Source organism: uncultured Dubosiella sp., assembly GCF_964018005.1.
Taxonomy (GTDB): domain Bacteria; phylum Bacillota_I; class Bacilli_A; order Erysipelotrichales; family Erysipelotrichaceae; genus Dubosiella; species Dubosiella muris.
Genome location: NZ_CAXHOA010000001.1, coordinates 174,364 through 197,134, shown reverse-complemented (window position 1 = coordinate 197,134; position 22,771 = coordinate 174,364). Strand labels below are relative to the sequence as shown.

The following is a 22,771-nucleotide window of genomic DNA, read 5'->3' as shown; positions in this document are numbered from 1 at the left end:
GAACGGCACATTCGATTGAGGAAAGGATGCCACATTCGCCAAATTCGTTCCGTATGCTTAACAAAAAAAGAATGTGGCAAACTATATCATGAAAACGGTAGTAATCGGCAGCGGAAGCTGGGGGACAGCGCTTGCGCAAACTCTAGCCGATAACGGGCAGGATGTGACGATTTACGGCGTCAATGCTGCTGAAGTCAACGATATCAATGAAAATCATAAAAACTCTAAATACTTTGCGGAAACCGCGTTGAATCCGGTCTTGCGCGCGACGACGGATCTTTCCGTCGTGAAAGACGCGGATGTCGTCGTTTTGGCGGTTCCGACCATCGCGATCGAACCGATTTGCAAGGAAATCGACCCGCTTTTGACAAAAAAAGCCATTGTGGTCAATGTTGCGAAAGGGTTCAATCCGAAAACGAACGAGCGTCTTTCGGACGTCATTCGACGCTGTATCTCGCCTGACCATCTTTCGAGCGTCGTGTCTTTGATCGGTCCAAGCCACGCGGAGGAAGTCGTCATTCGGCAGCTGACTTCGATCGACGCGGTTTCGCAAAACGACGCGGACGCCATCGCCATTCAAAACTTGTTTTCGAACAAGTATCTGCGCATTTACACAGGCAACGACGAAGTCGGAAGCGAGCTGGGCGCGGCCATTAAAAACGTCATGGCGATCGCTTCGGGCATTTTGAGCGGCTTGGGCTATGGCGACAACACCCGGGCGGCTTTGATTACGCGTGGACTTCAGGAAATGATTCGTTACGGGACGTACTTTGGCGGCAAGGAGGAAACCTTTATCGGGTTGACGGGAATTGGTGATTTGATTGTCACTTGCACGAGCGTCCACTCCCGCAACTTTGAGGCGGGCCATCAAATCGGCTCGGAAAACACGGTAGAAAATTTCTTCCGCGACAACACCAAGACAGTGGAAGGCGTGCGAACCGCTAAAATCGTTCACGAAGTGGCGAAGGAAAAAGGCATCGACATGCCAATTTGCGAAGAAGTGTACCAAATCCTTTATGAAGGCAAAGAACCAAAAGACTGCGCGAACGATTTGATGATTCGTAAGCTGAAGGCGGAATTTTAATGGCGAAATATGTAAACAAGTCGTCTTTGGCGCTGATTCTCATGGAAGAATACGGCATGAAGAAAAAAGACGCGATTCGGGTCATCGACCGCATTTTCGACGAAATGGGCGACGCGCTTGCCAGCGATGGCCAGGTGGACATCACAGGGTTTGGAAAGTTTGTGATTTTCGACCGGAAAGCGCGCAAAGGCATCAATCCGGTTTTGAAGACCGCGATGGACATTCCGGCTTCGAAACTGCCAAAATTTAAACCGTCATCCACACTGAAAGCCAAATGTAATAAAGATCGGGAATAGGAAAGGGCGGAATCCGATTATGAAAAAATTGTTTATCGTTTTGATTTGCGTCGGCATGGTCGCGGGAATCGGAATTGGCGGGTTCATGATGCTTCAGACGCTGGGCCAGGAGCAAGGCCAAGAACAGACGCGGCAGGAGCAAAAACAGCCAAAGTATTCCACCCGGGAAAGCGTATTCGCGGATGCGAATCCGTCTTTGAGCGAGGCGGAAGTCAAAAAACGGGTCGCGATGAATTTGGATCAGGAGCCCTACACGTCCGCCGCGGAAGTGAAGGATCCGGATTCGATCACGGTTTTGGTCAACCAGTACAACACGTTGCCTTCGGACTATATGCCGGAAGATTTGGACGTGGTCGTCCAGGACGAGCAGGGCGTCATCGCGTTGCGCAAGGAGGCGGCCGACGCCTATCGGGCGCTGGAAGCCGAAGCCAAAGAAAACCAGGTCGATTTGCGGATCATGACCGCGTTTATTCCTTACGATTCGATTCAAGCCTCGTACGAGGAATTGAAAAAAGCCCATGGGGAAGCGGCGGTCGACGCCTCGTTTTCCCGACCCGGCTCTTCGGAATACCAGACGGGACTGAGCGCGGACATCCAGATCGGCGAGGGGGAAAACGCCCAGCAGAATATCGCGCAAAACGAGCAATACGCCTGGCTTTTGGACCGGCTGCCGGCACATGGCTTTATCGTGCGCTATCCGGAGGACAAAGCGGTTTACACGCAGATGAACGGCCAGCCATGGCACATTCGTTATGTGGGAAAGGACGCGGCGCAAGCCATGACAAAAGACGGACTTTGTCTGGAAGAATACGCGTTGCGATAAATGAAATCGAGCTTCAGAACGGGTTTCTGTAGCTCTTTTTTTCTTAGAAAGCGAAATTCTCAGATTAAAAATAGAGTTTTACGTATATATTCATTCATTTTTTGTCTTTTTTGTTTTATAATGAAATAGACAATTTAAGAAAGTTAAACAATTTGGGAATTAACAATTTTGACATGAAGTTAGTGGGGGGGAAACACACTATGAATGGAGAACAATTGTTGATCCGGTTCACAAATGAGAATTTTCAAAAAAAGATGTATGCGATTGCGGAAAACGTATATTTCTTTACGGGTTTTGGCAACAGCAACGCGACGGCGGTCATCGGAAAAAGCTCGGTGATTTTGATCGACGCGCTGGATTGCGACCGGTACGCGAAAAATTTGCGGAAGGAATTGAGCAAGATCACGCCAAAACCGGTCCGGACGATTATTTACACCCACACTTGCCCCGACCATACGGGCGGAGCGGGCGTATTTTCGGATACGGTGCAGGAAGTCATCGCGTTCGCGAAAGCGAGAGAGGATTTGAAGTACTACGACCGCCTGGAGAACATTTTGAATATGCGAAAGATTTTCGCCCGGGGATACGGCTTGTCGGACGAGGACGCCATTACCCATGGTTTGGGCCCCCGCGAAGGCTTTATCAAGGCGGGCGCTTCGCAAGTGCCGCTGGAGCCGACGACGTTGTATACCGGAAAGTCGGTGGAACGGGAAATTGACGGCGTCAAATTCAAGCTCATCAGCATGCCGGGTGAAACGAAAGATTCCATTTCGGTTTTGCTGCCGGAATACAACGTGCTCGCGGTCGGGGACAATTACTCCAATGTCTTTCCGAATATGTACAGCGTGCGGGGTTCGTCGTATCGCGATGTAGCCAACTGGATTGAAATTCTGGATCAGATTTTGGCTTTGGATGCGGAAACGATTCTGCCGGGGCACACATGGCCTTTGCTCGGGAAAGAGGAGGCGCGTCGATCCATTCAAAATTACCGGGACGTTTTGGAGTATGTGCTCTTTGAAACGCTGCGCTGCATGAACGACGGCTTGACACTGAACGAAACGGCCGAAGCGGTAAAGCTGCCTGAGCGCTTCAAAACAAAATCGCTTGGCGAATACTTCTCCCTCGTGGAATGGGCCGTCAAAGCCATTTATACCGGCTATTTAGGCTGGTTCGACGGCCAGGCGGCGAATTTGATTCCGGTTCCGCAGGAGGAATACCGGCAAACGATGCTGGAGCTCATTGGCGAGGAAAATTTGCGTAGAAAGATCAAAGCGTGCGTCATGCAGGAGCAGTACCAGATGGCTTTGCAGCTGAACATGATCTTGCACGATCCGGTGCTGGAAAAAGCGGCGCTGGAGGGAAGGGCGGCCGAGGTCGCCAACGCCAACGCGCGCCACTTCTATTTGGCAAGAGCGAAAGAATTTTAAACAACCGACCATTCACAAGACGTGAATGGTTTTCTTATTTAGGATACAATAAAACAAATCGCTAGGGAGGAACAATATGAGTTTTTTAGGAAATTTGCTCTGGTTTATATTTTGCGGATTATGGCAAGGTTTGTCGTGGTTTGTCGCCGGTTTATTTTGGTGTATCACCATCGTTGGCATTCCCATCGGTGTCCAGTGCTTTAAATTCGCGTCGCTCGCCTTCTTTCCATTCGGAAAGGAAGTCGTCTACGGCGGAGGAACGATGTCGACTTTAGCCAATGTGTTTTGGCTGTTGTTGAGCGGCATCCCGCTCGCTTTGGAGGCGGTGGTCAATGGATTGATTTTGTGCTGCACGATTATCGGCATTCCGTTTGGTTTGCAGTGCTTCAAAATGGCGAAGCTCGCTTTGATGCCGTTTGGAGCAACCATCGTATAAGCCAACAAGGTCCAGCAGAGAGGATGTTCTCTCTGTTTTTTTTTGATTAGCGAAAGAATCCGGATTTTAACCCGGCTAAAAACAATGCACCATTTTTGCACCAATTCAAATTAAAAATACCCAAAAATACCAAAGTAAATCTGGATATTCAAATCAGTAGGAAGCGATAAAAATCCAGACTAATTATATTTCACTTACTACTTCGCATAATATATATTATGTAATGAATGTGGTTGTTGTTTTCCGGATCGTTTGCTGTAGCCTGTATTTGGATCTCTTTTCAACGATTTGGATTCTTTGCTTTCGAACGCGTCTTTCATTCGATTGATGCGTCTTTTGACTACAAAACCCGCCGGTTTTTTAAATCGACGGGTTTTCCATTTTTATAATTAATATTTTTCCAAAAATTCAATCGAAATTCCATTTTTTTCCGTTTCGATATTGTTCCCATAATTGTCTTTCACTGATGAACATAAATGGATCAAGTGTTTTTTCGCGCGCTGTTCATGAGCCGCTCGATACAGGAATTGACTTGCGCGGGCGCATCGGTATTCGAATTGTGCCCCGCCTTTTCAATCCATACCAACGGAAATCCGGTTTTTTTGTGCCAGGCTTTCGCATAGCGCCGGCAGGAGCCGGCCTGGTCTTTTGTTCCGCAAATCAAAAGAACCGGACAAGTCAAAGAATACGGGCGGTTGGTTTCTATCGCTTCGGCAAGCATGCGAAATCCATGGCCGGACAACGCCGCGTAGCGCGGCTGGTCGCCATCGTACACAAGCATCATGGAACGCATCAGCTTTCTGCCATACTCGGTTGTCGCGACGCCCCTTGTGCCTTGCTTCAACAGCCATTGCCAAGGCAAATAGCGATAGACAGGTTCCATGCGCTTTAACAGCCACAGCTCTGCTTTCGTGATATAGCAGCGTTGCAGCGGCGCCGAATCAATCGCCACGAATCCTTGTAGCGCGCCAGGAAACAACTGCGTGAACACTTGTCCGATATAGCCGCCAAGCGACTGGCCAACCAAAACAAAATTGGAAAAGCCGTTTTCTCGCAAAATTGCCATCAGCCACCGCGCCTCGTCGTCCATTGAAAAACGCAAGGAGAACGGATACGAGGAAGCGTGTCCCGGCGCGTCCCAAACAAAAAGGTTCGCTTTGTTCGCGAAATATTCGATTTGCTTGTCGAACAAACGGTGGTCGGCCGTTAAACCGGGAAGAAAAACGAGCGTCTGCGCGTCCTTTCCCTTCCATTGGATCCAATAGTGAATATCGCCAAGCGGTGTGGTGTATACTTTTTCTTCCATGCCCCCATTATATAAAAAAACTGTCCAGAGCTGAACAGTTTTTGTTGTTAATATTTGACGCTAATCGTTTGCGAATATCCAAGCGCCGCCGAATTCAAATCAATTTGAATGGCTTTCGGATTGTAGTTGGAGAAATCCGGAATCGCGTGCTCAAACGTGAAGTTGATCTTGCACGTGACGGACTGTTTCGGCGTCAGGTAAAAGCATTGATACCCGGTCGCGTTTCCCGCAATGTCTTCCGTTTTCGGCGCCATATCGTTAGTTTTAAAATCAACGCCCTTGATTTGCTTAAGATCCATCGACTTGAAGTCGCCACGGTCTTTGTAGTCGTTCAAGTCGATTCCCTTCAGCGTGGCCACCGGCGTGATGTACGGCACGACAAGCCGCTTGTCGGTCTTATTCGTATACGTGATCGTCAAGCCTTGCACGACGGAGTTGCCATCCGCGAAATCATACGTCATCTTGGAGGCGTCGACATCGAACTGGAACGACTTGTCGTCGTACAAGGTAAACTTGTTTTCGGTCGAATACGTCACGTTTTTATCGCTGATCTTGCGGACCTTGACCGAATCGAACGATAAAAACGCCTTGTTTTTCGGAAAGTAGATGCCCATGTTTTTCTGGTTGTTGTTGGGATACCCCACATAGCCATACACGAACGTCGACTGCTCCGCCGGAACCGTTTCCATGTTGGTCGCCTGATCTCTGGCGATCGCGTGGACATCCTGGTTTTCCTGGTCCGTCACTTTATACGACAGCTCGCTCATATGATACGCGGCTTTGCTGTTGTTGGACAAGCTTCCTAAAAAATAATAGTACACCGTGTTGGTCGTATCGTTTGTCACCTGCAACGCGTCAAGCAGCTCAAATTCCACTCCGTCCTTGATTTCCGTTTTGGCCTCTTTCGAGGAACAGCCCGTCAAGGCGAAGCCAATGCAAAACACGCAAAGGATCTTTAAAAACTTCTTCATTCTATCACCCACTCAATAGTATCAGAAAATGGGCTTCTTTCCAATCTTTTTAAGCGATGCGGATCGCCTGGACCGCCACGCATTCCGGTCCGCCTTGGGCGATAAAAACCGGCGAAAGCGGCAGCAAAACGATGCGGGCGCCCTCGAATTGCTCCTCGATAAGCGTCTGCGCTTTCAAGGCGTCGTCCTCGTTGAACGCGTGGGAGATAAAAAACGTATACGAGGAATCCACCTGGCGTTTCTTCATTTCCGCGATCATGTTTTTTACGGCTTTTTTAAACGTTTTTGTCACGCAGAAAGACTCGAGCCGCTTCCCGTTCGCGCTTTTGATCATCGTTGGAACGAGTTTCAAAAAGCCGCCCACGCCGGCCTCCAGCTGCGAGACCCGGCCGCCGCGCTTCAAAAAGGAAAAGTCACGAGGAACGAGAAAGGAGATTTCCGTTTCGACGCATGACGCAAGCGAATCCACGATTTCCTGCGCGCTCATGCCTTGGTCGCTCAGTTTCTTCGCGTAGTCCACCAGCGCCCGGTGCGGGCCGCACAAGGTTTTGGAGTTGAACACCGTGATCTTGTCCGAGTCGACGAGCTGCTTCGCCATGCAGGCGGAGTCGTACGTTCCCGACAAGCCTTGCGCCATCGTGATATCCAGAATTTGTTCTTCCTCGAGATATTGTTCATAGCACGCTTGTTTTTCGCCAATGCTTGGCTGCGACGAGCTCGGGATTTTCTTTTCCTGAATGAGCCGCAGCAGTTTCGTGGACGTCATCTCGTCCAAATCTTTATAGGAGCTTTGATCCACCACGATATTGAGCGGAACGACCGCGATCCCCTTCGCCGCCGCTTCGTTTGTCGTGTACAAAGTGGAGGAATCGCTAATAATTTTAACCATATTCAAGTCCTCTTTTCTACCGTTCATTATAGAGGGTCTGATTTGAAAGTCAATATAATCTAGTATTAAAAACTAGATTGAACGGTTTTAAAGATTATGCTATGATTCGAACATGAAAAAGAACGCAACCCAAATCAAAGAAGACATGCTCGCTTTCTCATGTCCCAAATGGAACGATTTTCCCGACATCGACTTGTATATGGACCAAATCGTCGAGTACATCAACCGCGCCCTGCAAGGCCTGGCCATGGAAGAGCCGGCCGTCTTTATTACGAAAAGCATGGTGAACAACTACGTGAAAAACAGCATGATCACCCCGCCCATCAAGAAACATTACAAGCAGGCGCATATTGGCTATTTAATCGTCGTATGCATTTTGAAACAGTGCTTCTCCCTCAACGAGGTTTCGGAAATGATCGAGTTGTACCGCACGATGGGAGAAGACCAGATCGGGCTTCACTACGACCGGTTCATCGCGATTTTTGAAAACAGCATCCACGAGATTTTCGAAACGGATCAGCTGACGTACCAGCTGTACACCGACCCTTCCAACGAGCAAAAACTCATGGATTCCGCCATCAAAACCGTCGTTTACAAAATTTATACGTTATACTTACTTCGAAAAACGGAAAAGTCCTTTGGATAACCAGAAATTCTCCTCGAAAAGACGCGTGATTCAGGTATAATGAAAGCGTCTACACGACGAAGGAGAATGGATTATGAAGTCACTCAACACCCGCTATCAATTCATCAACTTTTCGTATTTCGCCATGATGGCCTCGATGCTCGCCTTCGCGTCCAACTACTTGCTGGACTTAGGCTACTCCAATTCCGAAATCGGCCTCATCCTCGCTTTGTATTCCGTCGTTTCGCTCATCTTACAGCCGCTTTGCGCCTCGTATGGCGACAAACACCCCGACGTGCCTCTTCAGCGGCTGATTTTGGCGATGCTGCTTGTCATCATGCTCGGTTCCTTGTTCCTGTTCGTATCCAGCCGCGTCTGGGGACGCAACATCGTGCTGTCCATGATTACCGTTTTGATTTTCGCCTGCATGATGAGCGGGATGCCGCTGATCAATACCGCCGCTTTCATGTATGAGAAATTCGGCGTGCGAATCAACTATGGCTTGGCCCGGGGCCTCGGTTCGGCCGCCTACGCCATCGTCAGCATGGCGCTTGGCTACTTGATCGACGCGCTAACCCCCAGCATCCTGCCCCTGATTTATTTCCTTCTGGCGCTCATCAGCGCGCTGGCCGTGCATAGCTATCGGCTCAAGCTGTCCAAACCGGAACAAAAAACCGAAAAAGCCTTTGAAGCCAAAGAAGAGAAATCCAAAATCACGCTGCTTCAGTTTCTGACCAAATACAAGACGCTGACAATCGTTTTGACTGGCTATATGCTCGTCTACACGACGCATTCCATCATTAACAATTTTTACATTCAAGTTGTTCAAAATGTCCATGGCACGAGCGCCAATATGGGAATCGCCGTCTTTATCGCCGCCATTGTCGAACTGCCCGCCATGTTTGGCTTCGAAAAACTCGCCAAACGATTCCGCATTGAAAGCTTGCTGAAAATATCGCTCGTCTTTTATTTAGCCAAGCACGTTGTCACGTTTTTCGCCTTCAACGTCTGGGGCATTTACCTCGCCGCCTTTTTGCAAATCGGCGCCTACGCCTTATTCACCCCGGCCATCGTGTACTATGTCAACCAGGTCGTTTCGGAATACGACATTTTAATGGGACAAACTGTCAACACGATGTTCATTACCATGGCCGGCATCATCGGATCGTTGTTTGGCGGTGTGCTGATGGATATGCTCAGCGTCCACCTCGTATTAGGAATTGGCGTCGCTTTAAGTCTGATTGGCCTGCTGCTTTGCTATCCGTGCCTGACCGGCAGCAAAGCCAAACAAGCGATAAACACGGATTAAAAAAGTCTGCACGCAGACTTTTTATTTTTCCATTTGCCGCTTAAGAGCGCATAACCGCGCCACGATATCCGGCTGACGGATCCCGTTCGCGACGTCTTTTTCTAGCCGTTTCGTCAGGCATTTCTCGCTGCCCACTAATGAAAACGCCGCAATGCGCACCGCCTCTTTGTAGGATACGGCGTCCACAATCGAATCTATGATTTCCTGTTCGTCCATCACCCAGCTGAACACGATGTTTTCGTACACGGTGCAACACAAAAACTGCGCAAGCAAAAAAGCGATGTTCTGCATCATCATCGTCTTGGTTTCCTCGTTCACGACAAATGGATCGGCGTCCAGCACCAGTCGCCATCCAAAAACACCGCGCGGTCGAGCTTTTTCTTCAAAGCCTGGCCAACGGTCGTCTTTCCGATTCCCATCGGTCCGCCAATCAACCACAGCGTTTTCATCACAAAACCCCTTCCCGTCGCAAAAGCGCCTCCTTGCGCGCCAGGCCGCCCGCGTATCCGGTCAGCTTTCCGTTCGCGCCAAGCACCCGGTGGCACGGGATCAAAATCAAAATCGGGTTGCGCGCCACCGCCCTGCCCACCGCCCGGGCCGAACCTTTGTTCATTTGCCGGGCAACCGCCTGGTACGTCGTCGTCTGCCCGTACGCAAGATTTGTCAGCGTCGCGAGCACTTCCTTTTGAAACGGCGTTCCATCCGGCCGAAGAGGAAACGTCACCGGCACGCGCTCTCCTTGAAAATAGGCGTCAAGCCATTGTTTGGCTTGTACGATTACCGGACACGGGGAACGTTCGCTTTTGGTAGCCGGCTGCTTTTGGTCTTCAAACCAGCAGCCGGTAATGGCTTCGCCATCACTGGTGATCCGCATTTTTCCTAGCGGTGAAAAATAGTCGTCAAAATACATCGTTGATTCTCCTTGTTTTCCATCATACACCGCTATTCGCTGGCTAGACAAGGCGAAAAAAAACGAAAACGCGAAGTTTTCGTCCTGTTTTGAATCACTGAATGATTTGAATGGCCTGCACCGCCAGACACTTTGGACCGCCCTGCGTGATGAACGCCGGAGAAAGCGGCATGACGACGAGCTTGGCGTCTGGAAAGCGCTCGGCAAAATACGCTTCCGCCTTGGCGGCGTCCTCCATGTTGTTGGCATGCGAAATGTAAATCGTATAGCCGGCTCCGACCCCTTTTTTTTCCATGTGGTCCGCCATTTTGACGAACGCTTTTTTCATCGTCCGGCACAAAGAGAAGTTCACGAGCCGCGAGCCTTCCTCGTGGCTTTGCTGCTTGCGCATCATGACTGGAATGAGCTTTAAAAATCCGCCGATTCCCGCTTCCACGCCCGAAATGCGGCCGCCACGCTTCAAAAAGGAAAAATCCTGCGGAATCAAAAACGACACTTCCGTCGGAATCGAATGGTCCAGCATCGCCACGATGGCTTCTTTCGAATCGCCGGCCTGCGCCATCTTGAGCGCCTCGTCCACCAGCGCACGCATCGGGCCGGCCAGCGTGTTGGAGTCCACGACCGTCACCATTTGAGGATGCTCGCATTCTTCTTTCGCCATTTGCGCCGAAGCGTAAGCGCCCGACAATCCATTGGCGATCGTGATGTCGATGACCTCGTCTCCCTTACCCGTTAATGTATTGTAAAGCTCGATCCGCTCGCCAACGCTTGGCAGCGAGGTGGAAGGAACTTTTTTCTGGTCGATCATTTGCAGCAGCTCCGTGCTTGTGATCGACTCATAATCCTTATAGCTTTTGTGATCCACAACGACTTGAAGCGGAATCGTATACAGCCCTTTCTTTTCCGCCTCGATTTGCGAATACAACGTTCCTGAATCCGAAATGATTTGAATCATACCGATGACCTCTTTTCTACGTTTTATTATACGAAATAAAAGAAGTCAAACCAATTCGCCTGACTTCTTTGAAATTTCATTGTTCCAGCTTGGATAAAATCGCTTCCCGCGCCCGGGTCTCCCAAACATCCTCCAGCTTTTTCAAATCGCTTTGTTTAAAGTCCGGATCGTTTTTTTGTAGCGCTTTTGTGATGACGAAATCCGCCACTTCCGGATTTTTTGGCAGCAGCGGCCCGTGCAAATACGTGCCCAGGATCCGGCCGTCGTAAAAGCCTTCATAGCCCGCATCGAAGCTGTTGCCGTAGCCTTTCAAAACCTTTCCAAGCGGATGCTCGACATGGACCGTTTGTCCGCCATGGTTTTCAAAGCCGACGATTTTCGTTTTCAATCCATCCAGATCCGCTTCGATGACGACATTGCCAATGCAGCGGGATCCTTCCTTGCCTGTATCGGTATGGTAGTCGTAAAAGCCAAGCCCCGGGATTTGGGAATGGTCCGCGGCCTCGTAATATTTTCCAAACAGCTGGTAGCCGCCGCAAATGAGCAGCACGAACGTGCGGCTATCCATCGCTTCCTGAATGTTTTCCTTGCGGGAAAGCAAATCGGGAATGATGGACATTTGTTCCTTGTCCGCCCCGCCGCCAAGAAAAATCAAGTCGAATGCGGCCAAATCCGCTTTTTCGCCAATGCCCACGGTTTCCAGCTCGAAGCGGATCCCGCGATCCTCGCACCGTTTTTTCAGCACCATCATGTTGCCTGTGTCGCCATACAGATCCATCACGTCGTGATACATCCAGGCCACTCGCATCGTTCTATCCATAATTTTTCACCTGCTTTACGATTGCGTTGCGCGCTGGCAGCAGCGCCGTGTACGTGGCGATGACATAAATGTCGTCCGGATCCCGGAACACTTCATCCAGCGCCTGCTCGATCGTTTCCTTCTCCTCCAGGACCCCTTGATAGCCGCCATAGTACAAGCGCAGCGCCATGTCGAATCCGCGCGTTCCCGTCGTCACGATTCGATGCGTTGTCGGCTTCATCAGCTTTTCAAAATGGGTGTCGTAAATCCAGCTGACGTCCGTTCCATCCTGCTCCCGGTCGTTCAATACGATGACGATCGACTTTTTGTCCTCGTCCTCCTCGATGACTTTCATGACTTCGTTGGCGCCGGTCGGGTTTTTTACAAGGTTTAAAATGATGGACCGGCCATCCAGTTCAAACCGCTCGTTGCGCCCTTTCGGCTGCGGGGCGTGCTTGAACACTTCCTTCACGCAATGGCTGGAAATGTCGTACAAGTCGGCCACCGCCAGCACCGCTGCGCAGTTGTACATCGAATACAAGCCGTCATACGGATCTTTGAACGTTTCGCCATGCAGCGTGAACGTGTGGTTTTTCAAGTCGATGTTTTTGAGTTCGACATTCAAAATCGGTGTCCGGAAATGACAGTGCGGACACGAAAACGATCCGATGTGCGAATATTGATAGTACGCGTATTGGAGCCGGTGCCCGCACCGCGGACAAAACTTTCCTTCGCTCGCCTCTCTTGTCGACGTGACGGAAGCCTCGTTTTTCGCCAAGCCAAAATAAACGATATGGGCCCGCGGCGCTTTCAGGGAAAGCCGGACCACATTGGGGTCGTTGCCATTTAAAATCAAAGTCTGATCGTAGCCGGGGAGCACGTTTTCGATGCTTTCAATCAGCTGTTCCATTTCCCGGGCCCGGTCGAGCTGGTCGCGGAAAAAGTTGTTGACGACCAAAGCGCTCACCGGCAGGTTGGGCAAAATGTGTTTGATATTGAGCTCGTCCACTTCCAGGACGATGGCTCCCGCCTTCACCCGTCCGGAAAGGTCGGCGTGCGACAGCAGCGTCGTCACGATGCCTTCCCGCAAGTTGTCCCCTTTGCGGTTGGAAATCACCTCGTAGCCGGCTTGCTCAAACAAGCTGGCGATCATGTTCGCCGTGCTCGTCTTGCCGTTGGTGCCCGTCACCAAAATGACCGGGGCGTGGATCTTGAGTTTTTTGAGAATCTGCGGGTCCAGCTTCAATCCGATTTGACCAGGCATACTGCCGCCCCGTCCCATCTTTTGAAGGATGGCCGCGCTTGATTTTGTTGCCAATATAGATAAAAAGCGCATAATTCGCTCCTTTCACTGTCCCATTATACCGTACGGAAACCGAAGTTGTGAATCATGAAATCGAAAACATATCTCGATTATTTATATAAATCGAGTATAATGAGAAAGTAAAACATGGAGGAAAGACAATGAAACAACTGGATATGATTTATGAAGGTAAAGCGAAAAAAGTTTTTTTAACCGATGATCCCAATGTGGTGATCGTCGACTACAAAGACGATGCCACCGCGTTCAACGGCTTGAAAAAGGGCACGATCGTTGGAAAAGGCGCCATTAACAACCGGATGACGAACTTTTTGATGCGCAAGCTCGAAGAGCAAGGCGTGCCAACGCATTTTGTCGAGGAAATCGACGACCGCAAAACGTATGTGAAAAAAGTCGATATCATCCCTCTCGAAGTCATTATCCGCAACAAGGCGGCTGGATCGTTCTCGAAACGGCTCGGCATTCCGGAAGGAACCGCTTTGAAATGCTCCACGCTTGAGTTCTCCTACAAAGACGACGACCTGGGCGATCCGCTCATCAACTCGTACATGGCCAAAGCCATTGGCGCGGCGACACAGGAGGAAATCGACACGATTACGGACTATGCGTTCAAAGTCAACGACTTTCTGAAAGCCTTTTTCCGGGAAATCGGCATCGAGCTGATCGACTTCAAGCTCGAGTTTGGCAAGACGGCCGATGGCACGATCGTGCTCGCGGACGAGATTTCCCCGGATACGTGCCGGTACTGGGATATCGAAACCGGAGAGCATCTCGATAAAGACCGGTTCCGCCGCGATCTGGGCGATCCGGAAGGCGCGTACCAGGAAGTGTTTAAACGATTGGGGTTTGGTGAGTAAGATGGCGGACACATCCATTTACCAGTCGCCGCTTTCGCAGCGCTACGCTTCCAGGGAAATGCAGGCGCTTTTTTCCAACGACAAAAAATTCAAAACCTGGCGCCGCTTGTGGATCGCGCTGGCGCAAGCCGAGCAGGAGCTTGGCCTGGACATCTCCGACGAGCAAATCGCCGAACTTATCGCCCACCAGGACGATATCAACTACGACGTGGCGCAGGAACGCGAAAAAATCGTCCGCCACGACGTCATGTCCCACGTGTACGCCTATGGCCAGCAATGTCCAAGCGCCAAAGGAATCATCCATTTGGGCGCGACGAGCTGCTACGTTGGCGACAACACCGATTTGATCATTATGCACGAGGCGCTCGAGCTGGTGAAAAAGAAACTCGTCAATGTGCTGGCCGCTTTGGAAAAATTCGCCCTCGAATACAAGGATCTGCCTTGCCTGGCATTTACCCACTTCCAGCCGGCCCAGCCCACCACGGTTGGGAAGCGGGCGGCGCTGTGGGCGCATGACTTGCTTATGGACTACGAGGAAATCGAGTACTTGCTCGACCATAAAAAGCTTCTCGGACAAAAAGGAACGACCGGCACGCAAGCCAGCTTCATGGAGCTGTTCGAAGGCGACACGGAAAAGGTTAAAGAAATCGACCGGCTGATTTGCGAAAAGCTCGGGTACGACGCCTGCTTCCCCGTTTCGGGTCAAACCTACAGCCGCAAATACGATACTCGGGTGCTGCACGCGCTGGTCGGCATCGCGCAAAGCGCCCACAAGTTCAGCAACGACATCCGTCTGCTCCAGCATATGAAAGAAATCGAGGAACCGTTTGAAAAAGGACAAATCGGTTCGAGCGCCATGGCATACAAGCGTAACCCGATGCGTTCCGAGCGCATGGCGGCTTTAGCCAACTACGTGATTTGCGACGCGCTCAATCCGGCTTTGACGGCCAGCACGCAATGGTTCGAGCGCACGCTCGACGATTCGGCTAACAAGCGCATTAGCATGGCCGAAGCGTTTTTAGCCATTGACGGCATTCTGGACTTGTATTTGAATATTACGGATGGTCTGGTCGTGTATCCGAAAGTCATCGAGGCAGACTTGCTGCGCGAGCTGCCGTTCATGGCGACGGAAAACATCATGATGGACGCCGTCAAAGCGGGAGGCGACCGTCAGGAGCTGCACGAAGCCATTCGTGTCCACTCCATGGAAGCCGGAAAGCACGTGAAAGAAGAAGGCAAGCCAAACGACTTGATCGACTTGATCGCGGCGGATCCGAAATTCAACATGACGAAAGAGCAAATTTTGGAAGTCATGGATCCGAAAAACTTTGTCGGCCGCGCCCCGCAGCAAACCGAGGAGTTTTTCAAAGACTACGTCGATCCGGTTCTTGCCCAAAACAAAGCCGATCTCGGTTTGCACGCCGACATCAACGTCTAGCCTGTTCACCAATAGAAAACACCCGTTGCGGTGTTTTTTTTGTAGGGAGCCTTCTCCTTCTTTTTTACAAGGCGCTGCCGGTATAATGAAACAAAAGGAAAGGAGGAGCGCCATGAAACAAATCAATCTTCGCGCAAACTACGTTTTGATTGACCCGGAAAACTGGGACGCCAATCCGATAGTGGCCGAAGTCGTTGTCCGCGACGAAAAGCAGCCAGAAAACCATTACGCCTACGTCTTTTGGACGTTGTCGGGCGGCTTGGATTTCCGGGCGTACCAGGTTCCCATGTACGACTTGTTGTGTAGCTTCGAATCGGAACCGATTCGCGAAGCCATTGGCATGCTTTCCTACAACTTCGAGATCCGCAAGGACGAGCATCCGTGGCTGTTTAAAAAGCTGATGGCTTTCGCGACCGAAAGCGCCTTGCCGCTTGTGCGCGCGATCGCCAAAGAAAACGAGCTCATCGAAACGGACGATGAAATCGAAACATTGCTTTAGAAAAAGAGCGAATTCCGATCCATTGGATTGGTTTTCGCTCTTATTTTTCAATTTGAAGCCATGTGTTCTCTTTTAAATACACCAGCAATTCGGATTTTGATTTTTCCCCTAGCTTTCGAATATCGTCCAGCGCCCGGTAGTCAAGCTGAAATATTTCCCTCAGCCCTAAAATACCGCAGGCCTTCAGCGAATGCTTCAGACGGCTCGAGATCCGGGCCTCGTCTACAAGACGATCCCGAACCTGGTTTCCCTGCTCGTCCCGAAAAAAGAAATCAACCGGTTCGCCGGGCTGGATTTGCGGAAACAAATAGTGCAGCAGCGAGCAATGGTCGCCAGTGGCCTGGCCATCCAGCGACTGATTGAACCGGACTTCGATTCCCTGCGCCCGCCAGGTTTCCACCTGACGTTTGAACGACGCGATTTCTTCCAAACTGTCGGCGTCGATTTCCGGCAGCGCCGCGATCTTTGCGATTGGCAGCTCCAGAAGCGCCTCGACAGAATCGAAACGGGCTTCTTTGAGCAGCGAGCGGGTGCCGGCTTTAAAAGGAAGCGCTTCCACCAATATATAGTTCATCGCCTATTCCTTCCATGCGGGATAGGGAAAGTATAACAGAAAGCGTTTTAAAAGACTATATTTTCTATAACTTTCTCGTTTTTTTCCAGAGAGTGGAAAGAAAATTGAAAACAGACAGATTCATTTGTGCATTCTTTTAATTATTTTGCAAATTACTTCATTCTTGAAGCATTTTTGAAACAAATCCATGAAAAGAATGAATTATAAATTGACTTTTTTCATTTTAATCCATAAAATGGAATTGAACAAGAGAGCTTGTTCTGATTCACGGCTTTACCTAAAAATGAAGAAATATCAAAAGAAGGATTCGGTCGTGATCCTTCTTTTCTGCTTAATCTGCCTTGCGTGGAGATGGTGTTAAAGGACCATGCCCAATTTTGGGATATACCCCCTATTTCAAATGCGGGGTGGGACCCTGAGCATCAGATCATATGTGTGCGGTATCCGTCCGGATACCGCTTTTTACTCGCCGCGCCGGGCCAGACAGTTGATCGTATGCGCCATGAATCCGGCCCCGAATCCATTGTCGATATTCACCACGCTGACGCCGCTTGCGCACGAGTTGAGCATCGACAGCAGCGCGGAAAGACCTTGGAAGTTGGCGCCGTAGCCTACAGACGTCGGCACGGCGATCACCGGCTTATTTGTGAGCCCGCCAACGACGGAAGCGAGCGCGCCTTCCATGCCCGCGACGACCACGATGACGTTGGCGGCGTTGATTTGATCCATTCGCGCCAGCAGACGATGAATGCCCGCCACGCCGACATCGCAAACAAAATCGACGTCGTTGCCTAAAAACCGGGCGATCCACACCGCTTCCATAGCGACCGGCACATCGCTGGTTCCCGCGCACACGACACAAATCCGTCCCGGATTCACCGTGTTCCAGTCTTGACGCCAGACGAGTACCCGGGCCGCCTTGTCGTATTCCAGTTTTGGAAAACGAGCCTGCAAGTACGCCGCTTTTTCCTCGTCGACACGGGAAGCGAAAATCGCGTCCTGGCCGTTTTCCAGCATGTCGGCGATGATGGCTTCGATTTGCTCCTTCGTCTTTCCTTCCCCGTAAATGATTTCGGGCGCGCCCGTCCTCTTTTTTCGCTCATAGTCGATCGTGTATTGTTTTTCAAAGTCGATTTGTTGGATTCCCATTTCGATCATACCCTCCTGTTGTGATGCCATTCAAATCCAAGGTGACATACCGGTAGCCAAGCCGGCGAAATGTGTCGACAAACTCCTTGGCTTCCAAAATTTTTTTCCAGTCTTTTCGCTCGCACTCAATCCGGGCCAGCCCGTCCATGTCCCGGACCCGGACATGCAGCACGCCAAGATCGTGCAAATAGCGTTCGGCTTGCGCCACCCGGTCCAGGCTTTCGCGCGTCAGCGTCGTTCCATAGTCGAAACGCGACGCCAGACAGGCGTTGGCGGGTTTGTCGTGCGTCGGCACGCCCAGCGTTTTCGCCCATTTCCGTATCGCCGCCTTGTCAAGTCCGACTCGCGCCATCGGCGACACGATTCCCAGTTCCTGGCAAGCCGCTTTTCCGGGGCGATACTCGGCTTGATCGTCCGCGTTTTGTCCGTCGATCACCACATCAAAGCCGCGCTGATGCGCGGCGTCTTGGATTTGTTTCATTAAGGAATGCTTGCACCAATAGCACCGGTCGCGGGCGTTGTGTCGAAACGCCGGAATGGAGAGCGTGTCCAGTTCCAGCACAAGATGGGCCGTCCCCTCCAGCCGCCCGAGCGCGGCCGTTGCGTCCTCCTCGCTGATCATTGGCCCGCGCACAAAAATGGGCAGCACGTTTTCCTCGCCAAGCACGTCTTTGCAAAGCGTCCATAAAAAGTCGGAGTCGCAGCCCCCGCTGTAGGCGATCGCCACGCGGCCGTACTGGCGGATTTGCTCGCGAAGCAAATCTTCCTTTGTCATCAAAATTCCCCCTTTTTTTGTTTATTGTTCTTTTTTTGTTCCTCGTCTTCGCTGATGGAACCACCGCTGGAAGGCGTTCTCCTTTTTCTTATACAAGCAAGGATGGTCTTTGGCGGCTTCCAGCTCATATTGCTGGGAGTCGAACCGGTCTTCCTTTTCGCTTTCGATTGGCTCGTAGCAGCCGGTACAAGTCAGCCGGCGCCGCTTGACGTTATCCATCAGCAAATTGTGGAAATACGTTTCAATGTCGGCCTTCAGCATCGGATTTTCAACAGGAACCGCCACCTCGACGCGATGATTCGTATTGCGGGTCATAAAATCGGCCGAGGCGATATAAATCGTCCTCTCCTCTTTCGGCCCAAACATGTAGATGCGCGAATGCTCCAGAAAACGGCCGACAATCGAGTAGATCTCGATGTTTTCGGTTTCGCCTTCGACGCCGGGGAGCAGGCAGCAAATCCCGCGGACGACCATCACGATTTTCACGCCGGCGCAGCTCGCCTCACGTAGCTTGTCCATGATTTCCGTGTCGGAAATCGAATTGACTTTGAAGCACGCTTCGGCCACCTTGCCTTCTTTGGCCCGTTCGATTTGCTCGTCGAGCTTTTTCAAAACCGTTTGTTTGAGCGAGGACGGGGCCACCAAAAGGCGCTCGTACTGGCCTTCGACGTTGGCCAGCGCCATGTTTTGGAAAAAGGCGGCCGCATCCCGGCCGATTTGCTCGTTGGCGGTAATCAGGCAAAGATCGGTGTATTGCTTGGCGGTCTTCTCGTTGTAGTTGCCGGTCCCCACTTGCGTCACAAGCCGCAAGCCCTTTTTCGTTTTCACGGTAATGAGGCAAATTTTCGAGTGCACTTTATAATGCTCGAAACCGAAAAGAACCGTGCATCCGGCTTCTTCGAGCCATTGGGCCGCCTGAATGTTGTGGTCTTCGTCAAAGCGGGCGCGCAGCTCCATCAAAACGGTGACTTCCTTGCCATTTTCGCAAGCGCGAATCAAATAGTCCAAAATTCTCGATGGCGTGGCCAGACGATAAATCGTGATTTTGATGGACAGCACGTCGGGATCGTCGCTGGCTTCTTTGAGCAAATTCAAAAAGTGGTCGATCGTCTGATACGGATAGTTCAGCAAAATATCGTGATCGAGCGCCTGCGACAGGACGCCACGGTCGGGATCGACGTATTTGGATGGCTGCGGCGCGAACGGCGGATACGCGAGCATTTCCTTCATCGCCTGCGGCGCCTTGCCAATCAAATCGAACAAAAACTTCAATTCAAGCGGGGTTTTGGACAAAAATACCTGCGCCTTGGAAATGTCAAGCTGCTCGCATAAATAGTTGAGCATCGAGTCGGGAATCGACCGGTACACCTCCATGCGCAGCGGCGCGAGCCGCGAGCGTTTTTTGAGCGCGTTTTTAACGAAGTCGAGATAATCCTCGTCGTCTTTCGCCCGGTCGTCGTCGATTTCGACATCGGCGTTGCGGGTCACGCGGATGACGGCGGCGTCCTTGATCGTGCTCTTGGTGAAAATTTGATCCAGGTTGTTGATGATGAGCTGCTCCATCAGCAGGAAGTTCTGTCCCTCCTCGCCAACCTTGATAAACGGCTCGACAAACGGAGGAACCGGCACGATGCCGAACTTCTTTTTTTCCTTTTCATACAGTTCGACGACAATGTACAACTGCTGGTTGACCAGGTGTGGAAACGGATGGTGGAAGTCCATGATTTGCGGCGACAACAAAGGCAGGATCCGCTCCCGGAAATATTTTTGAAGATGCTTTTTTTGTTTGCGGGACAAGTCTTTCCATGCGCGGTTGGCGAATTGGAGGTCGATCATCGTTTCCTCCAGCGCCTTGTATATGGTGTCGCGCATTGCGTACAGCTGCTTGGTTTCCTTGAAAATGGCTTGCAGCTGCTCCTGAACCGTCATTTGACTGCGGCTGTCGACATGGTTGGGATCGCCATAGCACAAATCGGTTAAAGTGCCGACCCGGATCATGTAAAACTCGTCCAGATTGCTTGTGAAAATCGAGAGGAATTTCAGCCGTTCAAACAAAGGAACGTTTGGATCGCTGGCTTCCTCTAAAACGCGTTGATTAAATTTCAGCCACGATAACTCGCGGTTTTGCATATATCGGTGATGTGTCTTACTCATAATTCACTCATTTCCTTTTCCAAGATTATATCATGGACGACAAAAAAAGAATGCCCAAAGCCATTCTTCTTTGTGTTAGATCGCCCGATGGCGCAGCCATTTTCCAGAGTGGTATCGAAAGAGGAACGCGATGGATCGACCCAGCCAGTCGGCGCCCATCGCCAGCCATACGCCATAAATTCCCCATCCAAGTCCGACACCAAACAAGAAGGCGCAGCCAAGCCGGAAAACAAGCATGGACGCGATGCCGACCCACATCGTGTACCGCACGTCGCCGGCGGCGCGAATGGCGTTGGCCAAATTGAACGAAGTAGGATGCAGCGCCAGGGCGTTGTGGATCAGGATAAGATGGAAAGTGAGAGTGTACGTGGCATCGCTCATGTCGTAAAGGCGCAGCAAAAGCGGCAAAATCGCCCATACGAGCAACGACAAGGCGGCTGTCGCGACATAGGAGATCTTCATGAGCTTTTTCGTGTAGGCGCGTGCCTGTTCCAATTCCCGGGCGCCCACGCATTGCCCGATCACGGTGACGATGGCCAGATTGATGGCGTTGACGACGAGGATGGCAATTGTATTCAGCGAGTTGGATACGCCGTTGGCCGCGATTTGCGTCGTCCCGAACAAAGCGACGATGCTCGTGACGAGCACTTTGCCAAGCATGAACAATCCGTTTTCGATGCCGTTTGGCACCGCGATGCGAAAGAGGCGGCGCTGCATGGCTCCCTGCCACGAAAGCACGTACGGACAGCGGACCTGGACAGGCTGGCCCGGGCGCAGCGTGAGCGCGAAAATGAGAAAGGCGCCCGCCATCCGCGAAACGAGGGTCGGGATGGCGACGCCGGCCACGCCCATTTGAAAGACGAACACCCCCAAATAGTTGCCGACGAGGTTCAAGATGTTCATGAAAAGCGAGACAACCATCGTCGTACCGGTTTTTTGCATGCTGCGAAAGATGGCGGTTCCGGCGTTGTACAAGCCAAGAAAGAGAAACGAGCAAAGCGTGAATAGAAAATACACGGCGCACGCTTCCATGACGTCGGCTTCGACCCCGCCGTAAAACAGTGTGAGCATTGGCTGTCTGAAAACGAGGCAGAAAACGCCGATCCCGGTTCCGGCCAGCGTGGCGCTTAAGATAAGCTGGCTTGCGCCCAGATCCGCCTCGGCCTTGTTTTTCGAGCCAAGGTACTGGGAGACGATGACGGCGCCTCCGGTGGCGAGGGAGGCGAGCACGGTGATGAACAAATTGTTGATCATATCGACGAGGGCGACGCCGCTGATGGCGGCTTCGCCGGCAAAAGACACCATAATGGTGTCGATCATGCCAATGAGCATGACGAGGACTTGCTCGACGACGAGCGGCACGATGAGTTTTCCGAGCGCTTCATTGGTGAACATTCGGGTGGTCTTTGGTGTTTTGGTGGTGAATGCGGCGAGTGTTTGCCTCATATTTTTTTCCTTTCCTGCTTTCCGTTTTCATTATAAAAATCCCGATTAAAAAAATCGAATGCTTTTTTTCGATGGTTTTCCATACTTTTGAAGCATAGAAAGAGTTACAAAAATCAAAATGTGTAATTTATTGCACCCTTCAGGTTTAATCGAATTTTGAGTTTCGTTATAATACATTTAGATAACAGCACAGCAAATTTTGTTACATCAACAGCATCACCATTCAAATATAGACTCACTTAGAAAGGGACGCGAATCATGGTCAAAAAAAAGAAATCGAGCCAATTTCTTAGAAGTTGTATCTTTGAAGCTCTGATGATCCTACTACAGCAAAAGCGATACGAAGATATCACTGTGTCTGAAATCACGAGCAAAGCGGGAGTTTCCCGCATGACGTACTATCGAACCTACTCTTCCAAGGAAGATATCATTATTCAGTATTTTAAAGAAAAAGTGAACGCTCTTTTAGAGAAAGAGCCTGAAATCGGCGACGAGCCGACCGAGGTATGGTATCGAAAATGTTTGCATTTCGTTTATGACGAACCGGTCTTGATGACGAAGATCCAGCAAACACCCGATCTTGCCAAAGCCAGCCAATCGTATTTAATCGACCTGCTTCAATACATGTTTCGAAAATATCGCAACGCGGATCTGGACGATCCCGTTATCCTGAACGGGTTGATTTATAAGGCCGGTGGTTTTATTTTTGTCGTATCCAAATGGATTCG

Annotated in this window: 25 protein-coding genes; 11 read left to right on the top strand and 14 right to left on the bottom strand. The window is 50.8% G+C overall.

What is annotated here, in order from left to right; all coding sequences use genetic code 11:
• Positions 1-88: 88 nt before the first annotated feature.
• The 5 genes from ABNS49_RS01020 (at position 89) to ABNS49_RS01000 (ending at position 4,066) form a co-directional block, all read left to right on the top strand.
• On the top strand, positions 89-1,084 hold the full coding sequence (locus tag ABNS49_RS01020) for an NAD(P)H-dependent glycerol-3-phosphate dehydrogenase (protein ID WP_135979252.1): 996 nt from the start codon (positions 89-91) through the stop codon (positions 1,082-1,084).
• Complete coding sequence (locus ABNS49_RS01015; protein WP_135979251.1) at positions 1,084-1,380, top strand: HU family DNA-binding protein; 297 nt, start codon at positions 1,084-1,086, stop codon at positions 1,378-1,380. Before ABNS49_RS01020 ends, ABNS49_RS01015 begins: the two co-directional genes overlap by 1 nt.
• A 19-nt stretch (positions 1,381-1,399) precedes the next feature.
• Positions 1,400-2,203, top strand: coding sequence for a M15 family metallopeptidase (locus tag ABNS49_RS01010; RefSeq protein WP_135979250.1), 804 nt, complete (start codon positions 1,400-1,402; stop codon positions 2,201-2,203).
• Positions 2,204-2,403: 200 nt separating this feature from the next.
• On the top strand, positions 2,404-3,630 hold the full coding sequence (locus ABNS49_RS01005) for an alkyl sulfatase dimerization domain-containing protein (protein WP_135979249.1): 1,227 nt from the start codon (positions 2,404-2,406) through the stop codon (positions 3,628-3,630).
• A 76-nt stretch (positions 3,631-3,706) separates the two neighbouring features.
• A complete protein-coding gene (locus tag ABNS49_RS01000; protein WP_135979248.1) occupies positions 3,707-4,066 on the top strand; it encodes a YccF domain-containing protein in 360 nt (119 codons plus the stop codon).
• 481 nt (positions 4,067-4,547) lie between these two features.
• Here the strand turns inward: ABNS49_RS01000 and ABNS49_RS00995 are convergent, their stop codons facing one another.
• Genes ABNS49_RS00995 through ABNS49_RS00985 form a run of 3 tightly spaced genes read right to left on the bottom strand, consistent with a single transcriptional unit; the run spans position 4,548 to position 7,232 of the window.
• Positions 4,548-5,372 (bottom strand): alpha/beta hydrolase, encoded by an 825-nt coding sequence (locus ABNS49_RS00995; protein ID WP_135979247.1) that lies wholly within the window; start codon positions 5,370-5,372, stop codon positions 4,548-4,550.
• 47 nt (positions 5,373-5,419) lie between these two features.
• Positions 5,420-6,343 (bottom strand): hypothetical protein, encoded by a 924-nt coding sequence (locus ABNS49_RS00990; RefSeq protein ID WP_135979246.1) that lies wholly within the window; start codon positions 6,341-6,343, stop codon positions 5,420-5,422.
• Positions 6,344-6,392: 49 nt separating this feature from the next.
• Positions 6,393-7,232: a DegV family protein gene (locus ABNS49_RS00985; RefSeq protein ID WP_168353497.1), complete on the bottom strand. Its 840-nt coding sequence runs from the start codon at positions 7,230-7,232 to the stop codon at positions 6,393-6,395.
• A gap of 112 nt (positions 7,233-7,344) precedes the next feature.
• On the opposite strand from ABNS49_RS00985, the gene ABNS49_RS00980 reads away from it, so the two are divergent.
• Together ABNS49_RS00980 and ABNS49_RS00975 are read left to right on the top strand one after the other, a co-directional pair.
• The gene (locus ABNS49_RS00980) at positions 7,345-7,878 is read left to right on the top strand and encodes a DUF1836 domain-containing protein (protein ID WP_135979244.1); all 534 of its coding nucleotides are present in this window, start codon (positions 7,345-7,347) and stop codon (positions 7,876-7,878) included.
• 73 nt (positions 7,879-7,951) lie between these two features.
• A complete protein-coding gene (locus ABNS49_RS00975; protein WP_135979243.1) occupies positions 7,952-9,166 on the top strand; it encodes an MFS transporter in 1,215 nt (404 codons plus the stop codon).
• A gap of 21 nt (positions 9,167-9,187) precedes the next feature.
• On the opposite strand, the gene ABNS49_RS00970 is transcribed toward ABNS49_RS00975, so the two are convergent.
• From ABNS49_RS00970 to ABNS49_RS00945, 6 genes are all read right to left on the bottom strand, one after another.
• On the bottom strand, positions 9,188-9,508 hold the full coding sequence (locus ABNS49_RS00970) for a hypothetical protein (RefSeq protein WP_135979242.1): 321 nt from the start codon (positions 9,506-9,508) through the stop codon (positions 9,188-9,190).
• Entirely contained in the window at positions 9,481-9,615 is a 135-nt protein-coding gene (locus ABNS49_RS00965) for a hypothetical protein (protein WP_277820723.1), read from the bottom strand. The genes ABNS49_RS00970 and ABNS49_RS00965 overlap by 28 nt, the downstream gene beginning before the upstream one ends.
• A complete protein-coding gene (locus ABNS49_RS00960; protein ID WP_135979241.1) occupies positions 9,615-10,076 on the bottom strand; it encodes a methylated-DNA--[protein]-cysteine S-methyltransferase in 462 nt (153 codons plus the stop codon). The genes ABNS49_RS00965 and ABNS49_RS00960 overlap by 1 nt, the downstream gene beginning before the upstream one ends.
• Positions 10,077-10,170: 94 nt before the next feature.
• Entirely contained in the window at positions 10,171-11,031 is an 861-nt protein-coding gene (locus tag ABNS49_RS00955) for a DegV family protein (RefSeq protein ID WP_135979240.1), read from the bottom strand.
• A gap of 76 nt (positions 11,032-11,107) precedes the next feature.
• Complete coding sequence (locus ABNS49_RS00950) at positions 11,108-11,851, bottom strand: glutamine amidotransferase (protein WP_277820722.1); 744 nt, start codon at positions 11,849-11,851, stop codon at positions 11,108-11,110.
• Entirely contained in the window at positions 11,844-13,166 is a 1,323-nt protein-coding gene (locus ABNS49_RS00945; RefSeq protein ID WP_135979239.1) for a Mur ligase family protein, read from the bottom strand. Before ABNS49_RS00945 ends, ABNS49_RS00950 begins: the two co-directional genes overlap by 8 nt.
• Positions 13,167-13,294: 128 nt before the next feature.
• Between ABNS49_RS00945 and purC the strand changes: the two genes are divergently transcribed.
• The 3 genes from purC (at position 13,295) to ABNS49_RS00930 (ending at position 15,945) form a co-directional block, all read left to right on the top strand.
• Entirely contained in the window at positions 13,295-14,008 is a 714-nt protein-coding gene (gene purC / locus ABNS49_RS00940; protein WP_135979238.1) for a phosphoribosylaminoimidazolesuccinocarboxamide synthase, read from the top strand.
• A 1-nt stretch (position 14,009) separates the two neighbouring features.
• Positions 14,010-15,446 (top strand): adenylosuccinate lyase, encoded by a 1,437-nt coding sequence (purB, locus tag ABNS49_RS00935; RefSeq protein WP_135979237.1) that lies wholly within the window; start codon positions 14,010-14,012, stop codon positions 15,444-15,446.
• Between the two features lie 112 nt (positions 15,447-15,558).
• Positions 15,559-15,945: a hypothetical protein gene (locus tag ABNS49_RS00930; RefSeq protein WP_135979236.1), complete on the top strand. Its 387-nt coding sequence runs from the start codon at positions 15,559-15,561 to the stop codon at positions 15,943-15,945.
• A 40-nt stretch (positions 15,946-15,985) separates the two neighbouring features.
• Here the strand turns inward: ABNS49_RS00930 and ABNS49_RS00925 are convergent, their stop codons facing one another.
• From ABNS49_RS00925 to ABNS49_RS00905, 5 genes are all read right to left on the bottom strand, one after another.
• Complete coding sequence (locus tag ABNS49_RS00925) at positions 15,986-16,519, bottom strand: DNA-directed RNA polymerase subunit alpha C-terminal domain-containing protein (protein ID WP_135979235.1); 534 nt, start codon at positions 16,517-16,519, stop codon at positions 15,986-15,988.
• A gap of 462 nt (positions 16,520-16,981) precedes the next feature.
• Positions 16,982-17,668: a nickel pincer cofactor biosynthesis protein LarB gene (gene larB, locus ABNS49_RS00920; protein ID WP_277820721.1), complete on the bottom strand. Its 687-nt coding sequence runs from the start codon at positions 17,666-17,668 to the stop codon at positions 16,982-16,984.
• Positions 17,643-18,443 (bottom strand): ATP-dependent sacrificial sulfur transferase LarE, encoded by an 801-nt coding sequence (larE, locus tag ABNS49_RS00915; protein ID WP_348687676.1) that lies wholly within the window; start codon positions 18,441-18,443, stop codon positions 17,643-17,645. Before larE ends, larB begins: the two co-directional genes overlap by 26 nt.
• A 21-nt stretch (positions 18,444-18,464) precedes the next feature.
• The gene (ppk1, locus tag ABNS49_RS00910; RefSeq protein ID WP_135979232.1) at positions 18,465-20,597 is read right to left on the bottom strand and encodes a polyphosphate kinase 1; all 2,133 of its coding nucleotides are present in this window, start codon (positions 20,595-20,597) and stop codon (positions 18,465-18,467) included.
• A gap of 75 nt (positions 20,598-20,672) precedes the next feature.
• Positions 20,673-22,043, bottom strand: coding sequence for an MATE family efflux transporter (locus ABNS49_RS00905; protein ID WP_288343339.1), 1,371 nt, complete (start codon positions 22,041-22,043; stop codon positions 20,673-20,675).
• 354 nt (positions 22,044-22,397) lie between these two features.
• Between ABNS49_RS00905 and ABNS49_RS00900 the strand changes: the two genes are divergently transcribed.
• Positions 22,398-22,771: TetR/AcrR family transcriptional regulator (locus tag ABNS49_RS00900; protein WP_348687673.1), on the top strand; the 374-nt coding region annotated here is incomplete at its 3' end.

What these genes read in the sequence shown, in the direction of transcription:
- ABNS49_RS01015 (WP_135979251.1), top strand. Translation starts at nt 1,084, where the DNA reads ATGGCGAAATATGTAAACAAGTCGTCTTTGGCGCTGATTCTCATGGAA.
- ABNS49_RS00965 (WP_277820723.1), bottom strand. Translation starts at nt 9,615, where the DNA reads ATGAAAACGCTGTGGTTGATTGGCGGACCGATGGGAATCGGAAAGACG.
- ABNS49_RS00995 (WP_135979247.1), bottom strand. Translation starts at nt 5,372, where the DNA reads ATGGAAGAAAAAGTATACACCACACCGCTTGGCGATATTCACTATTGG.
- ppk1 (WP_135979232.1), bottom strand. Translation starts at nt 20,597, where the DNA reads ATGAGTAAGACACATCACCGATATATGCAAAACCGCGAGTTATCGTGG.
- ABNS49_RS00905 (WP_288343339.1), bottom strand. Translation starts at nt 22,043, where the DNA reads ATGAGGCAAACACTCGCCGCATTCACCACCAAAACACCAAAGACCACC.
- ABNS49_RS01010 (WP_135979250.1), top strand. Translation starts at nt 1,400, where the DNA reads ATGAAAAAATTGTTTATCGTTTTGATTTGCGTCGGCATGGTCGCGGGA.
- ABNS49_RS01000 (WP_135979248.1), top strand. Translation starts at nt 3,707, where the DNA reads ATGAGTTTTTTAGGAAATTTGCTCTGGTTTATATTTTGCGGATTATGG.
- ABNS49_RS00950 (WP_277820722.1), bottom strand. Translation starts at nt 11,851, where the DNA reads ATGGATAGAACGATGCGAGTGGCCTGGATGTATCACGACGTGATGGAT.
- larB (WP_277820721.1), bottom strand. Translation starts at nt 17,668, where the DNA reads ATGGGAATCCAACAAATCGACTTTGAAAAACAATACACGATCGACTAT.
- ABNS49_RS00925 (WP_135979235.1), bottom strand. Translation starts at nt 16,519, where the DNA reads ATGAACTATATATTGGTGGAAGCGCTTCCTTTTAAAGCCGGCACCCGC.
- ABNS49_RS01005 (WP_135979249.1), top strand. Translation starts at nt 2,404, where the DNA reads ATGAATGGAGAACAATTGTTGATCCGGTTCACAAATGAGAATTTTCAA.
- ABNS49_RS00945 (WP_135979239.1), bottom strand. Translation starts at nt 13,166, where the DNA reads ATGCGCTTTTTATCTATATTGGCAACAAAATCAAGCGCGGCCATCCTT.
- ABNS49_RS01020 (WP_135979252.1), top strand. Translation starts at nt 89, where the DNA reads ATGAAAACGGTAGTAATCGGCAGCGGAAGCTGGGGGACAGCGCTTGCG.
- purC (WP_135979238.1), top strand. Translation starts at nt 13,295, where the DNA reads ATGAAACAACTGGATATGATTTATGAAGGTAAAGCGAAAAAAGTTTTT.
- larE (WP_348687676.1), bottom strand. Translation starts at nt 18,443, where the DNA reads ATGACAAAGGAAGATTTGCTTCGCGAGCAAATCCGCCAGTACGGCCGC.
- ABNS49_RS00955 (WP_135979240.1), bottom strand. Translation starts at nt 11,031, where the DNA reads ATGATTCAAATCATTTCGGATTCAGGAACGTTGTATTCGCAAATCGAG.
- ABNS49_RS00990 (WP_135979246.1), bottom strand. Translation starts at nt 6,343, where the DNA reads ATGAAGAAGTTTTTAAAGATCCTTTGCGTGTTTTGCATTGGCTTCGCC.
- ABNS49_RS00975 (WP_135979243.1), top strand. Translation starts at nt 7,952, where the DNA reads ATGAAGTCACTCAACACCCGCTATCAATTCATCAACTTTTCGTATTTC.
- ABNS49_RS00930 (WP_135979236.1), top strand. Translation starts at nt 15,559, where the DNA reads ATGAAACAAATCAATCTTCGCGCAAACTACGTTTTGATTGACCCGGAA.
- purB (WP_135979237.1), top strand. Translation starts at nt 14,010, where the DNA reads ATGGCGGACACATCCATTTACCAGTCGCCGCTTTCGCAGCGCTACGCT.
- ABNS49_RS00985 (WP_168353497.1), bottom strand. Translation starts at nt 7,232, where the DNA reads ATGGTTAAAATTATTAGCGATTCCTCCACTTTGTACACGACAAACGAA.
- ABNS49_RS00980 (WP_135979244.1), top strand. Translation starts at nt 7,345, where the DNA reads ATGAAAAAGAACGCAACCCAAATCAAAGAAGACATGCTCGCTTTCTCA.
- ABNS49_RS00960 (WP_135979241.1), bottom strand. Translation starts at nt 10,076, where the DNA reads ATGTATTTTGACGACTATTTTTCACCGCTAGGAAAAATGCGGATCACC.